The 13,346-nt window shown below is 64.6% G+C and carries 15 protein-coding genes; 7 read left to right on the top strand and 8 right to left on the bottom strand.

Annotation, left to right across the window (positions count from 1 at the left end):
- Positions 1 to 99: 99 nt before the first annotated feature.
- Positions 100 to 630, top strand: a complete 531-nt coding sequence (locus tag CH296_RS17840) for a GNAT family N-acetyltransferase (protein WP_094685354.1) — start codon at positions 100 to 102, stop codon at positions 628 to 630.
- A 115-nt stretch (positions 631 to 745) separates the two neighbouring features.
- Entirely contained in the window at positions 746 to 1,813 is a 1,068-nt protein-coding gene (locus CH296_RS17835) for a ParB/Srx family N-terminal domain-containing protein (RefSeq protein ID WP_094685353.1), read from the top strand.
- A gap of 17 nt (positions 1,814 to 1,830) precedes the next feature.
- On the opposite strand, the gene CH296_RS17830 is transcribed toward CH296_RS17835, so the two are convergent.
- A complete protein-coding gene (locus tag CH296_RS17830) occupies positions 1,831 to 2,487 on the bottom strand; it encodes a DedA family protein (protein ID WP_094685352.1) in 657 nt (218 codons plus the stop codon).
- Between the two features lie 193 nt (positions 2,488 to 2,680).
- Between CH296_RS17830 and CH296_RS17825 the strand changes: the two genes are divergently transcribed.
- Positions 2,681 to 3,883, top strand: coding sequence for a sensor histidine kinase (locus tag CH296_RS17825; protein ID WP_256980488.1), 1,203 nt, complete (start codon positions 2,681 to 2,683; stop codon positions 3,881 to 3,883).
- Complete coding sequence (locus CH296_RS17820; protein WP_094685350.1) at positions 3,874 to 4,518, top strand: response regulator transcription factor; 645 nt, start codon at positions 3,874 to 3,876, stop codon at positions 4,516 to 4,518. Before CH296_RS17825 ends, CH296_RS17820 begins: the two co-directional genes overlap by 10 nt.
- Positions 4,519 to 4,527: 9 nt before the next feature.
- Here CH296_RS17820 and CH296_RS17815 read toward each other — a convergent pair whose 3' ends face one another.
- The 4 genes from CH296_RS17815 to CH296_RS17800 are packed head-to-tail and all read right to left on the bottom strand — an operon-like array spanning position 4,528 to position 7,260.
- On the bottom strand, positions 4,528 to 5,184 hold the full coding sequence (locus tag CH296_RS17815; RefSeq protein WP_032395119.1) for a nitroreductase family protein: 657 nt from the start codon (positions 5,182 to 5,184) through the stop codon (positions 4,528 to 4,530).
- Between the two features lie 7 nt (positions 5,185 to 5,191).
- Complete coding sequence (locus tag CH296_RS17810; protein ID WP_094685349.1) at positions 5,192 to 6,178, bottom strand: alpha/beta fold hydrolase; 987 nt, start codon at positions 6,176 to 6,178, stop codon at positions 5,192 to 5,194.
- A gap of 12 nt (positions 6,179 to 6,190) precedes the next feature.
- Positions 6,191 to 6,610 (bottom strand): EVE domain-containing protein, encoded by a 420-nt coding sequence (locus tag CH296_RS17805; protein ID WP_256980487.1) that lies wholly within the window; start codon positions 6,608 to 6,610, stop codon positions 6,191 to 6,193.
- 17 nt (positions 6,611 to 6,627) lie between these two features.
- Complete coding sequence (locus CH296_RS17800) at positions 6,628 to 7,260, bottom strand: isochorismatase family protein (RefSeq protein WP_094685382.1); 633 nt, start codon at positions 7,258 to 7,260, stop codon at positions 6,628 to 6,630.
- Positions 7,261 to 7,384: 124 nt separating this feature from the next.
- On the opposite strand from CH296_RS17800, the gene CH296_RS17795 reads away from it, so the two are divergent.
- The gene (locus tag CH296_RS17795; protein ID WP_094685348.1) at positions 7,385 to 8,365 is read left to right on the top strand and encodes a GlxA family transcriptional regulator; all 981 of its coding nucleotides are present in this window, start codon (positions 7,385 to 7,387) and stop codon (positions 8,363 to 8,365) included.
- Positions 8,362 to 9,195, top strand: coding sequence for an adenylate/guanylate cyclase domain-containing protein (locus CH296_RS17790; RefSeq protein ID WP_179277756.1), 834 nt, complete (start codon positions 8,362 to 8,364; stop codon positions 9,193 to 9,195). The genes CH296_RS17795 and CH296_RS17790 overlap by 4 nt, the downstream gene beginning before the upstream one ends.
- Here the strand turns inward: CH296_RS17790 and CH296_RS17785 are convergent.
- Genes CH296_RS17785 through CH296_RS17775 form a run of 3 tightly spaced genes read right to left on the bottom strand, consistent with a single transcriptional unit; the run spans position 9,192 to position 12,285 of the window.
- Positions 9,192 to 9,506, bottom strand: coding sequence for a hypothetical protein (locus CH296_RS17785; protein WP_094685347.1), 315 nt, complete (start codon positions 9,504 to 9,506; stop codon positions 9,192 to 9,194). The two genes, CH296_RS17790 and CH296_RS17785, sit on opposite strands and share 4 nt — an antisense overlap.
- Positions 9,503 to 10,855 (bottom strand): acyclic terpene utilization AtuA family protein, encoded by a 1,353-nt coding sequence (locus tag CH296_RS17780; RefSeq protein ID WP_094685380.1) that lies wholly within the window; start codon positions 10,853 to 10,855, stop codon positions 9,503 to 9,505. The genes CH296_RS17785 and CH296_RS17780 overlap by 4 nt, the downstream gene beginning before the upstream one ends.
- Positions 10,852 to 12,285 carry a CitMHS family transporter gene (locus tag CH296_RS17775; protein ID WP_094658099.1) on the bottom strand — a complete coding sequence of 478 codons (1,434 nt, stop codon included), beginning with the start codon at positions 12,283 to 12,285 and terminating at the stop codon, positions 10,852 to 10,854. Before CH296_RS17775 ends, CH296_RS17780 begins: the two co-directional genes overlap by 4 nt.
- 82 nt (positions 12,286 to 12,367) lie before the next feature.
- Here CH296_RS17775 and CH296_RS17770 point away from each other — a divergent pair, with 82 nt between their 5' ends.
- Positions 12,368 to 13,261, top strand: a complete 894-nt coding sequence (locus CH296_RS17770; protein WP_094685379.1) for a LysR family transcriptional regulator — start codon at positions 12,368 to 12,370, stop codon at positions 13,259 to 13,261.
- The last annotated feature ends 85 nt before the right edge of the window (positions 13,262 to 13,346 follow it).

Below are 13,346 nucleotides of genomic sequence, written 5' to 3'. Positions count from 1 at the left end.
TTGAGTGCGGGCAGGTTCGACTCACCACCATCCATCACACGTCGGGTCCTGGACCAGGGTTCGAATCAGCGTGAATACAAGTCGGGCAGAATCGGACATATGACCGTCGAGCCCATCCACACCGAGCGCCTGACCCTTCGTCTGTACGAACCCGCCGATGCGGACAGGATCCTCGCCTACTACAGCGACCCGGAAGTCTGCCGCTATCTGCTCCACGAAGCGTGGACACACACCGATGCGGTTGCTGCGGTGGGCAAACGAATGAAGCGAATCGGACTGCACACCCAAGCACTCGCGATGGTCGCCGAGCACGAGGGAACGGTGGTGGGAAATGTCGAGGCGTGGTTGGTCGACGGTTCCCCAGCTCTTGTCGAACTCGGCTGGACGTTCTCCCCCGACGTTGCGGGCCGCGGGTACGCCACCGAGGCGGTCACCGCCTTGATCGAGCACGTGTTCTCGTTACCCCAGATCCACCGCGTCAGCGCACAGCTGGACGGCCGGAACGACGCCTCTGCCCGACTGGCCGCGCGGGTCGGGATGTGTCAGGAAGCGCACTTCCGGCAGAACTGGCGGTGCAAGGGCGAATGGACCGACACCCTCGTCTACGCGATGTTGCGCGAGGATCGCTGACCGGCGCGCTGCGTTCACCTCTCGAACACCTCCGGTTCGGCTCTGCGACATCGACCGGTGACCCGCGGGCTGCACTCTCGGAGAACTTCACTCGAACTCAGAGGAGTTTCACCGAATGGTCTCGCGTCGTAGAGCAGCCCTGCTGGGCACGCTCGCATTGATCTCTGTCGTATCCGCGTCGATGACCAGCGTTGCCACGGCCGCGCCGGCACGCACGGCGTCGCCGCTGTGTCAGGTCGCAGACCTGCTTCCCACCGGATCGTCCGCGGGCCTCGGCTACCGATGTGCCGAAGCGGGTGAGCTTCTCGATCTGCCGATCGGTGAGGTGCGCGCGACGCAACCCTCGCTCGGGTACGACGAGGTGTATTACAAGCTCGGCCGATACACGCTCGGCAAAGACGAGATCAACAAGAAGTTCGACGACTGGTGCGAGGCCAACGGCCAGGAAGAGGCCGCGTCCGCGTTGCCCGATGCGCGACTGGACAATCCGTCGTCGTTCACCTGCACCGTCCCCGTCGGTCTGGAAACGCCCGACACCATCGCACCGATGAAGACTGTCGTCATCGGTCCGGGTGGCGTGCCGTACCTGACCGACGGTCACCACACGCTGACCTCGTTCTACGAAACGGCCGACGGTGGACCGAATCTGCACCTTCGCCTGCGGGTGGTCGCGAACCTCAGTGACCTGAGCACAGCCGATTTCTGGGCGCGGATGAAGGCCGAGAAGTGGGTGTGGAACTACGACGTCGACGGCAACGAGGTTCCGGTGGAACAACTCCCGTCGGGAGTCGGTCTCGCCAAGTTCCAGAACGACAAGTACCGCAGCCTGACGTACTTCGCCCGCGACATCGGCTTCACCCCCGGAACCATCCCCTTCCAGGAATTCTATTGGGGTGCATGGGTTCGCGACTCGGGTGCCGTCGACACCAGCGGCTGGGACAGCAACAACCTGACGAGCTACCTCAGCACCGTCGAGGCGGTGTCGCGTGCACAGGTCGCGGCTCCCAAAGACGCGGTGATCGACAGTGGCCGCACCGCAGCGGAACTCGGCGCGCTGAACGCGTGGAACGACGGTAAGGCAGCCACCAGGGGAGAATTCGGAAAGCTCTCGGCCCCGTACTCGGACGACAAACCAGGCAAGCTGGCCTACGCCCTGCAGTACAAAATGGGGCTGCCCAGGTAGTTCCCGTCGGTCGTTCGTCACAGCCCGGCCCGGCGACGAGACCGCAACCGCACACCCACGAACACGACGAAAGCAACTGCGACCGAGACGATGACGATCTTCTGCAGAATTTCGGCGTAGGCGTCGACCAGGTGCCAGTTCTCGCCCAGCTGATATCCCGCGGTGACGAAGATGGTGTTCCAGATCAGGCTGCCGAGTGTGGTGAGCACGAGGAACTTCCCGATCCCCATCCGCTCGATCCCGGCGGGCAGGGAGATGAAGCTGCGAAACAGCGGGACCATCCGGCCGAGAAACACTGCCTTCGAGCCGTGCTCGGTGAACCACACCTCGGATCGGTCGAAGTCGGTGGCCCTGATCAGCGGGATTCGCGCCACCAGTGCCCGCGTGCGCTCGCGTCCGATGAGCGCACCCACCGCGTAGACGATGATCGCGCCCAGGACCGAGCCGAGCGTCGTCCAGAAGAGCGCAGCACCGAAGGAGAACACGCCCTGACTGGCCGAGAATCCGGCAAGGGGCAGAACGAGTTCGCTCGGTATCGGCGGAAACAGGTTGTCGGCACCGACGACGACGGCGGCACCGGGGCCGCCGAGTGCGTCCATGACGCCGACCGCCCATCCGGCCAGCCCGTCGAGTTGCTCGGTGTCAGCAGGTGCAGCAATCAGCAAGTCGGACATATTCATTCCCCTGTTCGTCGGTGGCGTCTCCGGTCGAGACGGCCACCGAAAACGCTAGAAGTTCACCGAACGGGCGACACCGAGGAAAACCGTCGACCGTTCATGCGGGCTCCCCCGTCGACATCCTGCGGTTTACCGCAATGTCAGCGGCGACGTACCTCGCTACGCTGCTCGGGTGCAGGGAAACCACGTCGTGAATCCACCCGACCTGGCGGATCGAATTGCCGTGAGCTCGGTTGCCAGGCACTGGCTGGCGTCGCTTACAGGGGTACTTCTCGGCGGTGTCACCGCGGTCTCGGCAGTTCTGTTCACCGTGGCAGCGATACTCGCCCTCGCGTCGGCGCGCCTCCTCGGCCGGCGGGGAGCGCTGGTGAGGGCTGCAGTCGATTCAGGTGCACTCGCGTTGAGCGAGTGGGATACTCGGCGAATCGTCCGCTTCCACGGCACACTCCGCACCGATGTCGCGGCCCCTCACCGCTGTCGCTGGTATCTCGCAACGCGCTGGACGATCGGGCTACTCGGTGTCGGCGTGGTCCTGCTGCTCACGCTGTGTCTCGTCGTGGCCGGCTCGATGATCTCGGCATGGGTCCTCAGCGGCAGCTGGGGCCTGATCGAGAACGTCGACCGAGTCGACGGCGGACTCGTAGCGCTGGTGTCGCTGCCCGGGATCCTCCTGATCTTCGTCGCGATCGCTGGAGTGGCAGGGGTGGGAGCGTTGGACCGCTGGTACGCCGTCCAGGTACTCGGACGACAAACCGAACGGATTCTGCATCGACGCGTGGCGGAGCTGACGAGCAGCCGCGATCACGTGGTCGATGCCATCGACGACGAACGCCGTCGCATCGAGCGCGACCTGCACGACGGCATACAGCAGCACCTGGTGGCCCTGGGGATGCTCATCGGCCGTGCCCGCCGCGCCGAGAAACCCGACAAGATGCACGAACTCCTCACTCAAGCCCAGGCCACATCGCAGGAGGCGATCGACGAGCTACGCGAGGTCGCCAACAGGGTGTACCCGATTGCGCTGGACAAGGACGGCCTGCGAGCAGCTGTCGAAGCGATGTCCGAGCGAACCGGTGTTCCGGTTCGACTCACCTACGGACTGCCGAAGAGGCTGCGTCCCGCTGTGGAGTCGGTCCTGTATTTCGTCATTTCGGAGGCCGTGACGAACGCCGCCAAGCACGCCTGCCCGAAGCTGCTGAAGGTCGACATCACTCACCAGAGGTTCGACCGCGTGCTGGCAACCGTCACCGACGATGGGCCAGGAGGTGCCGATCCGTCCGGCACCGGCTTGTCCGGTCTGGTCCGCCGTGTCGCAGCCGTGGACGGCGCGCTGAGCGTGCACAGCCCGGTCGGCGGCCCGACTGTCGTGACGGTGAGCGTTCCGTGCGGGTGATCGTCGCGGAGGACTCGACGTTGTTGCGTGAGGGTCTGGTCCGCCTTCTCGTCGACGAAGGCCACGACGTGATCGCGTCCGTGGGCGACGCCGATGAGCTCCTGGTTACCGTGGAAAAAGATCGTCCGGACATCGTCGTCACCGACGTGCGAATGCCACCCGGTCACAGCGACGACGGCCTGCGGGCAGCACTGACGATTCGCGATCGATGGCCGGAGGTGGCGGTGCTCGTACTCTCCCAGTACGTCGAAAACCGTTACGCGGCAGAGCTGATCGGCGGATCAGGCGGCAAGGTCGGCTACCTGCTCAAGGATCGCGTCGCGCAGGTCGACGAGTTCTTGGACGCCTTGGACAGGGTGGCCGATGGCGGAACGGCCTTCGATCAGGAAGTGGTACGACAGCTGTTGTCCCGTACCCGCCGATCGAATCCCCTCGACCGACTCACTCCGCGCGAGCGCGAGGTACTCGAGCTGATGGCGCAAGGTCTGACCAACGCACGAATTGCAGCCGATCTGTACCTCTCGCTGAGCTCGGTCGAGAAACACATCAACGCCGTGTTCGACAAACTCGGTTTGGCGAACTCCACCGGCATGAGCCGACGCGTCATGGCTGTGGTGGCCTACTTGCGTACGTGATCGATCCGCCTACCAACGATCCACGTGCAGCACCGTTTCGATCGGATCCCGCGGAGCGACCTTGAACGTCTCACCCGTGTAGTACGCCGTGGGAATCAGCGCACCCTGATGGAAGTCCTCGGGGATGCCGAGCAGCTCGGAGATCTCTCTTTCCTTGGCGAGATGGATTGTCGTCCAGGCCGTTCCGAGACCACGCGCCCGCGCAGCCAGGGCGTAGTTCCACACAGCGGGCAGGAGTGAGCCCCACAGACCGGCTTGATTTCCGGCCGGGAGGGTCTTGCCGGCCTGGATGCACGGAATGAGCAGCACCGGCACCTCGCCCATGTGCTCGCCGAGCCAGCTCGCACTGTCTCCGACGCGCTTCTGCACCGAGGCGCGTTCCGGGTCGTCTGCGAACAGCGCCGACGCGGAATGCTTGGAGGCCTGATACGCGGTGAACAGTTCGCCGTAGATCGCACCAATGCGGGCACGAAGATCAGGATCGGTGACGACGATCCACTGCCAACCCTGCTTGTTCGAGCCGGACGGTGCCTGCAGAGCGATCTCGAGACATTCCTTGATCAGCTCCATAGGCACCGGCCGCGTCAGGTCCAGGCGCTTGCGAACGGTGCGCGTCGTGGTCAGCAACTCGTCGGGAGTCAGGTCGATGATCGGGAAAGAAGTCACCTCTCGATCATGCACCATTCGGCTCCTGCAGGGCCCGGTTGGTCAATGCATCGTTCGCAGCGTCCCAGCGCGCCGCCATGGACCTGCCCCCGTGCCCGTCCCCCTCATCGACGACGAGTGTCGACCCGGGCCAACGTCGGTGTAGACGCCACGGCGTGACAGCGGGTCCCGAGATGTCCTTTCGGCCGTGGATCAGGACACCCGGGACATCACGCAAACCGTCGGCGCGATCGAGCAGAGGCGGATCGCAGAACCCGTCGTGCGACCAGTAGTGCGCGGCCAGTCGCACGAAAGCCAGACGGAACCGGTCATCCTCCCACCTGGGATCGCGTCTCATACCGCCGGTGCCGATCGATATGTGGACGTCCTCCCACAATGCCCACTCTCGGGATGCATTGTCGCGCAACGAGAGATCGGGCGAATTCATCAGTCGGTCGTAAGCGTCGACGATTCGGCCTCGGCCCCGTCGATAACCGACGCCCGACTGCTCGGCGAAGGTTGCGAACCGATCCCAGGCTTCGGGGAAGATCGCGCCGACGCCCTCGGTGATCCAGTCGACCTCCGCACGGCCGGTCGTGGTGACGGCGAACAGGACGACACCGAGGACACGCGTCGGATGTTCGAGGGCGTAGGCAAGAGCGAGGGTCGATCCCCATGACGCGCCGTTGACGATCCACGCCTCGACGCCGAGGTGCTCGCGCAGGAGTTCGATATCGGCGATCAGGTGCGCAGTGGTGTTGGTGTCCAACGACGTCGAGGGGTCCGACGCGTGCGGAGTGGACCGCCCGCACCCACGCTGCTCGAATCCGACTGCGCGAACACGGGTCAGGTCGAAATGGCGACGAAACTGACTGGCATTCAGGGTCCCGCCTGGTCCACCGTGCAGGTAGACCGCCGGCACGCCATCGGACGGACCCCATTGCTCCCAGTAGATGCGTTGACCGTCCCCGACATCCAACATCCCGTGCTGCGTCGGCTCGTCTTCCAGTGCCATACCGCCATCACATCATTCGAGAGGCAGCATCGGTCGGATCGACGCCCACGCGGACGCGTCGAGCCAGGACGGATTCGATTGCTGCGGCGATCGAAACACCTCGAGATTCGACAATGATGCGACGGACCGAATATGCGACGCGAGGATCGGCTCGTCGAACAAGGCGATGTTCGTCGAGATCTTCCACTGCGGGCCGGGGACCGGGGTGCCGGTCAACCGACCGGCACCCCAGATTCCGCGTCTCGGATGAGCACTGACCCAGAACAGCACCGGTTGACCAGGTGCCATCAGACGCGTTCGGTAGTTGTCAGCGACGCACCAGTGCTCGTGCGCACGTCCAGCTCGGACCATCGGTGCGAGATCGGTCTTGTGCGGATTGCACTTGATCACCCATGCACCGAGGGTCCGATCGGTAATCGCCCGCGCAGTCACGTGGAAAGTGTAGAAGCTCAGGCCACCGCGTCGTTGCCCTGAGCCGCGGAGACCACCAGATTGTTTGCGGTGAGCTCGTTTCCGTTCTTGACGGCGTCGATCCACTGGTCGGTGGAGGCGACGGCCGCGAAGTTCGACTGCAGGAGCACCATCAAAGCCTTGTGCAGGTGTTCGGCGGACACAGTGCCCGCCTCGTTCGACAGGTTGATCGCGCCGGTGGCGTCGGACAGGATCTCGACGGTCAGGTCCAGTGCCTCGGCGTCGGCGCTGGAGGCGAGGTCGCAGTTGTTGGTCATGTAGCCGACGATGGTGACGGTGTCGATGTCGTTGCCCTGCAGCCACTTCGCGATGCCAGTTCCGGCGAACACGCTGCTGTACTTCTTCTCGACCCGCTCGAAGGACGGCTGCACGAGCGCCTGAATATCGGGGTGCAGCTCGTACGTCGGGGTGCCCTTGACGAATGCGGGCGCGCCCTCGGGCATTTCGTGCTGGACGATCGCGACGGGAAGATCCTGCGCCGCAGCCGCTTCGATCGCGCGAACGATGTTGGCCAACGACTCGTCGCGGGGCGGGTACTGAATCTGCAACACACCCTCGAAGTACTCCTGCTGAACGTCGATGACGATCAAGGCTCTACGCGGTGCGGTCATGGTGTTCTCCTTCGACTGGCGATCTCGGTCGCCTCTCATCCTGCGGTGGCGGCCTTGCGAGCACGAGTGGCACGGATGCATACTTTCGATGGATTTGCGCCAACGTTCGAGATCGGAGTCAGCCATGCGCATCGCGCTCTACGCGTTCGATGGCATCACGATGTTCCACCTCGCTGCGCCGCTGATGGTGTTCGGCGAGGTGACCCGACTCGGGCTCGCCCCGGACTGGGAGACGCGGGTGTGGTCCGACGAAGCCGGGTCGATCCGCACCGAGGAGGGGTTTCCGGTCGGCGAGATCGCTGGGCCCGATACCGTCGACTGGGCCGACATCGTCATCGTGACGTCCTGGCCGGAGTCGTTGCCGCACATAGATACCGACTTCTCGAACGCACTTCGCGGAGCGCATACGCGAGGCGCAGAGATCGCGGGTCTATGTCTCGGTTCCTTTGCCGTCGCAGACACCGGCCTGCTCGCCGGCCGCCCCGCCGTCACACACTGGACGAAAATGCCCGAGCTGCGGGAGCGGAACGCACACGCCGGCGTCGACGAGTCCGTGCTCTACATCGACCACGGTGACGTGATGACCTCTGCGGGCACTGCGTCGTCGATCGATTCCTGCCTCCACATCGTCCGCAAGCACCTCGGTTCGGCTGCGGCGACGCGGGTGGCGCGCAGCCTGGTGGTCGCACCCCATCGCGACGGCGGACAAGCGCAGTACATCGAACGTCCGGTCGTCGAAGCAGCCGGAGACACCACGATCGCCGACGTACAGAGCTGGGCACTCGAACGACTGGACGAGCCGTTGCCCATCGAGCGACTGGCCGAACGCGCGCGCATGAGCCGACGCAGCTTCATCCGCCAGTTTCAGCTCGCGACAGGGTCCACCCCCGCTCGCTGGGTGCTGGACAAACGACTCGAGGAAGCTCGGAGCCTGCTCGAAACGACCGATCGCAGTATCGAGAACATTGCTGCCCTCTGCGGATTCGGCAGCGCTGTTACTCTTCGCCAAAACTTCCGCTCAGCATTCGCGGTGACCCCTACGGCGTATCGCCGACAATTCGCCGTCGGATGTGCGCCCACGGTTGCGGTCGACAGACAAGGATGAGCGACGTGATCCTGTGGATAGTTGCCGGAGTCGAGCTCGCCGCCATCATCGCGCTCGGTGTGGTCTTGATCGTCTCGCGTCGCAAGCTGAAGCACACGCGCCGAGCACTCGACCGCGCTCTCGAATCCCGGCAACGCCGAAAGCGACGAGGCCTGGTCCCCTTCGCGATCAGGACCGCCTTTCACACGACGGACTTACTCATCAACAAGGGTTTCGGCGCAACGGTCCGCAACTCCGTCGAAGACCTCGCCGGCTGGGCCAAGGTGGAACGACCCGACTTGGCACGCATGACGGCCGACGGCGACATCGTGGTGATGTTCTCCGACATCGAGGGGTCCACCGCACGCAACGAGGAACTCGGCGACCGCGGCTGGGTGAAGCTGCTCGAGAAGCACAACAAGCTGATCCGCAAACACGTCGACGACCACGGAGGTCACGTGGTCAAGAGCCAAGGCGACGGCTACATGATCGCCTTCTCCGACCCTGCCCAAGCGGTGCGCTGCGGGGTGAAGGTCCAAGAGGCGCTGCTGAAGAACCCCGACCGCTGGGACCGCATCCGCGTACGCATGGGCGTACACGTGGGCAGTTCCGTGCGACGCGGTGACGACCTCTTCGGACTCAACGTGGCCATGGCAGCACGAGTGGCGGGCCAGGCCGACGGCGGTGAAATTCTGGTCAGCGAACCGATGCGCAATGCCATCGGCACGGCGCATGATCTGACTCTCGGTACACCGCGAGACGTCGAACTCAAAGGAATGAGCGGAACCTTTCAGTTGTATCCGGTTGCGCTACCGGTGTTGCCCGACGCCGAGGTCGAGCAACTCGGCTAGATCTGCTCGCCCACAGTCATACTCATCAGGTGATAGCTCAGACACTTGCCGTGTCCGTCGAGCACCGGGCTACCCGTCACTCCCCCACCGAGCACGCCGGGTAGCTCGAACACCAACCCGGAGACCAGAGGCATTGCAGTGCGGCGCACGTCTCCGGTGACCAGCGGTGCGAAATGCGTAGCGACGGCATCTACAGTCAGTTCGCGGGCCAGTAGCTCGTAGTGTTGGTCTGTCCGCGGGAAGACAGCGAGGATCAGGGTGTCGCCCTTGTCCCCGGTTCGCACGTCGGCGAGATCGTCGACAGTCGTCATACCGTCACCTCCGTGGTGTGTACAGCGGTCGTTACCTGTGCACGTGGAATGAGACACGATCTGATCGCGAGAACCTCGGCGCTGCTGCTCCGTGCGCCACCTCCCCCGGCCGGGCCGTTGGTGTACAGACTTTCGACTTCCCACCCCACCAACGAGGCTGTCTCCGCGTTGGGCACCTTTGCCGTGACGCGCAATCGCACTTCTGGGACATCGGTTGGGGCAGCAAGTCCGCGGAATGCCGCACCCGCCCCGATGTACTCGATCCCCACATTCTCGGCCGGAATGCCGTGCACCTCCCACAGTCGTTGCTGCACAATCTCTCCGGCGAGCTCCGCACGCTGCAGTGCGCGTGGCCCGGCGTAGCTGATCTGCCCCTCACCGAGCCAACCGCCGCGGAATCCGAGAGTCACCTTCAGCTCCTCGGGCCGCATGCTGCCCGTCGCCCCCGACACCGCCACCCGATCGGGTCCGACGGTCTCGAAGGAGACTCCGGTGAAATCGGCGGTCACGTCCGGCGTCAGATACCTGGCGGGATTGCCCACCTCGTAGAGCAACTGCTCGGCGCACGTTCGCCGCGTCAACTCCCCGCCGGTACCGTCGACTTTGCCGAATTCTGCTGCGCCATCGGCACGTACGTCACCGAAAGGAAATCCCAGATGTGCCAGACCCTGCACCGGCTTGGTGACCGGGTCGGCGAAGTAACCACCGGTCAGCTGGCCCGCGCATTCGAGAAGATGCCCGACGGCCGTCCCTGCACCGAGTGTCTCCCAATCCTGCCCGGCCCAACCGAATTCGTGCATCAGAGGTGCGAGATACAGCGCCGGATCGGCGAGACGGCCCGTGATGATCACGTCGGCACCGACGTCGAGAGCGGGCAGTACCGCATCGGCCCCGATATACGCGTTGGCCGACACCAGTTCCTCGGAATGCTCCGACAGCGGGCGTCCGGTCTCCCACACCACCGGATCGATGCGACCCACCGCGTCGAGCACGTCGTCGCCGGTGACAGCAGCGACGCGCACCGAACGCGAGCACACCTGCTCCGCCACCTGCGCGACGACCGCGGCTGCCGCAACAGGATTCGCGGCTCCGGAGTTGGTGACAACGGTGATGCCCTGCTCCGTCGTCGCCCCGAGAACTGCACGCATGCGCGCTGCCAACAGAGGGTCGTAGCCCGCTTTGGGATCGAGCAATTTTCGGGCTTGCCCGGTTGCAACCGTCCGCTCACCGAGGCACTCGAAGATGAGATAGTCGAGCCCACCGCGCTCAGCCAAGACCTGTGCCGGGTCGATGCGGTCGCCGGCGAAGCCTGCTCCGGCCCCGAGCCGGATCGTTCCGTCGCGACTCATGACGACCACAGGGGGATCGCGCCGGTGGCCATGGCAACGCCGAGCATGCCGAGACTGATCAGCCACGCCCACCCCAGCGTGTGCCGAATGTGCTTGCCGATGTCGACTTTCGCGAGACCCACCAGAAGGTAGAACGCGCCGGTCATCGGGCTGATCGGAAATCCGACCGTTTCCTCACCGATGATCGAGGCTTGCGCCAGATCGATTGCGCTGACGCCGAACTGGTCACCCACCTCGATGAGGACCGGCAGCACGCCGAAGTAGTAGGCGTCCGGGCCGAAGATCAGGCTCATCGGGACGGCGAACACGCCGACGATGAGCGGTAAGGCTGGGGCCATAGCGTCCGGAATGGCATTCGCTGCGCTTACTGCCATCGACTCGATCATGCCGCTGCCGTCGAGCACACCGAGTAGTACCCCTGCAGCCAACAACGTGCCGACCATCAGCATCGCGCCGACGGCGTGGGCCTCGATGCGGGCGGACTGGGCCTTCATTCCGCGGTAGTTGACGAGGAGCGCCACGATAGTGGCGATGATGAAGCAGGTTTCCGGAGGGGCGACGGCGGCGATCAACGCAGCCAACGTCGCGACTACCAGGAAGGCGTTGACCCAGAACAACTTCGGTCGCAGCAGCGCTCGGTCACTCGACGCGGTTGCCGGACCGTCCGAATCGTCCGCGCCGGTCGACGGGCTGCCGGGGTCCTCGTTCGCGTTACCGACCGCGGATCCGGTATCCCCGGATCCCACGGATACGCGTTCGGCGACTCGCGCCGTCGACTCCTCCACGACGGCCGACGCATCGCCCGCGGCAACCTTGGCCAGACGGGTCCGCTCACGCCGACCCAGGTAGTAGGCAGCACCCAGTGCCAACACGACCCCGCCGATCTGCGCAGGAATCAGCGGGACCCACAGTTCGTTGGCGTCGACACCCACAGTTGCTGCAGCGCGAGCAGTCGGACCACCCCAGGGGACCATGTTCATCACTCCTGCACCGAGACCGACGCAGGTGGCCAGAACGAGTCTGCTCATACCGAGACGTTCGTAGATCGGCAGCATGGCGGGGACGGCGATCAGGAACGTGGTTGCGCCGGCACCGTCGAGGTGAGCCACCACGGCGAGGGCAGTGGTCGCGACTGCGACGGTCGGCGGGGCGCTACCTGCCCAGCGCACGATGCGGGCGATGATGGGATCGAACAGACCTGCGTCGCGCATGATCCCGAAGAAGACAATCGCGAACAGGAACATGGCCGCGACGCCCACCACTCCACCCAGCCCGTCCTTGACGAACCCTGCCACCTCGGACGGTGAGTTGCCGGCCAGGAACGCAGCAGCGAGTGGGACACCCGCGAGCGCAACGATGGCTGCGACGCGTTGGGTGAACAACAGCAGCAGGATGACGGCAATCGTCCCGAAGCCGAGCAGTGACAGCATGTGATCTCCTTCATCGAATACGTCGAGTGTTGTGCAGATCACTTACGCAGTCCAACATCAGTTGGGTATAGATTCATTCGCTGTGAGCATCAATCTCGGCATCGCACACCTACGGGCCATCGTGGCGCTGGCCGATCTCGCGAGCTTCACCTCGGCGGCGGCGTCCCTCGGGGTTTCACAACCGAACCTCAGTCGCACGGTCGCCGAGGCGGAGCGCCGCCTGGGCGTGCGACTGTTCGTACGCACCACCCGCAGCGTCGACCTCACCGGTGATGGACACGACGTGACGGCCTATGCCCGTCGGGTCTTGCTCGAGTTCGATGACGGCCTGGAGCAGATCGGGCGCTTCGTCTCGGGCGACCGCGGAACCGTCACCATCGCGTGCCTACCGTCGATCGCAGCGACGTTCCTCCCGCCGTACATCGTCGGATTCCGCGACAGCCATCCCGACGTCTCGGTGCACATCAAGGACGGCCTGCGCGACGACGTCGTGGCCTCCGTCCGTGACGGTTCCGTGGATTTCGCGGTGGTTGCTGCCTCGGGGCGAGCGAACGATTTGATGCGTACGACAGTCAGCACCGACGCATTCGTGTGCGCGCTACCGTCGAATCACGCTCTGGCGCAGCGCAAAAGCCTGGGATGGACCGACCTCGCCGACGAGCCGTTCATAGCCTTCGGCCCGGAATCGAGCATCGCGTCGCACGTGCGATTGGCACTGGAAAACGCGGGAGTCGATGTCGGACCGTCGGTTCAGGCGCACAACGTAGCCGCCGTGGCGGGCCTGACCGCGGCGGGACTCGGCATCACCGTCATCCCGGAATTGGTGGTGCCGATGATGTCGTTCGCGAGCCTCGTCTACCTGCCCATCGAGCCGACGATCCATCGCACGATCTCCGTTGTCCAACTGCCAGGGCGTCGCCACAGTGCGAGCTGTACGGCGTTTCTCGACATCTTGGTGCCGCCCCGTAACGCATGAATGGGCCATTCAGTACGTCTGAGCGCGTGAAAGTCACATTGATCCGGACGGCAGCGTCGGCGGCCGGGTCCGAACGGGGTGGCGC

It is taken from the genome of Rhodococcus sp. 14-2496-1d, assembly GCF_002259365.1.
In the GTDB taxonomy this organism is placed as follows: domain Bacteria; phylum Actinomycetota; class Actinomycetes; order Mycobacteriales; family Mycobacteriaceae; genus Rhodococcoides.
Note: the sequence above shows the minus strand (reverse complement) of the source record. Positions and strands in the feature narration are given on the sequence as shown.